We start from the raw sequence: 644 nt of genomic DNA, 5'->3' as shown, positions 1-644 counted from the left end.
CTGAGTCTAGACTCAGGTTTTTTTATACCTACAGAGTCACTGCGTTTTCATATTGTGTATACAGACCAACCAGTTTGCAATCGATTACACAGCATCGGAAGAATGCCGTGCGTACGACTTCACATAATTAGTGTAGGGTTATTTGAAAGAATAAATGGCGTAACAAAAAGGGAGGAGGCTAAAACTCTCGGCTTGAAGGCGCACAGCCTACATATTGAAGCAGTGTGTATAAACTCTCTTGTTGTAATGCGACGCGTCGGAAAAGATCGGCAAATGTGGTATCACCACCAAAACAGGTTTGAATGTAGTGGTTAATTTCCTCTTCGTTATAACCTTCTACATACATGGTGCGCACCCATTGATATTCGACCGCTTTCAAATTGGTCAATGTATTTTCACTTAACGTGGTCTCTTTTAATCTCAAGATCCAAACTCTATCCAACACGAAAATTGTGCGTGGATTTAATCAAACCAAAGTGAAAGATTTATGACAATTTGAACCTAGTGTGAAGTGAATGACAGAACCATGACATTACTTCACACATAAGGTAAGCAAACGATTACTCGATAATCAGTTTGGGGCCTTGGGGAGGGGCAGGTTATTTGAACTATTTGAGATATTTGACGTGCGCTTCCATCTCTTC

1 protein-coding gene is annotated in these 644 nt (G+C 40.4%); it reads right to left on the bottom strand.

The genetic code is table 11. The features are described 5' to 3' along the window. Positions 1-178 precede the first annotated feature (178 nt). Positions 179-424, bottom strand: coding sequence for a hypothetical protein (locus KIV40_RS26690; protein ID WP_005529750.1), 246 nt, complete (start codon positions 422-424; stop codon positions 179-181). Positions 425-644 lie beyond the last annotated feature (220 nt).

Source organism: Vibrio sp. D173a (genome assembly GCF_030248475.1).
The sequence above is the reverse complement of the archived record's forward strand: the minus strand, read 5'-3'. Positions and strand labels throughout refer to the sequence as shown.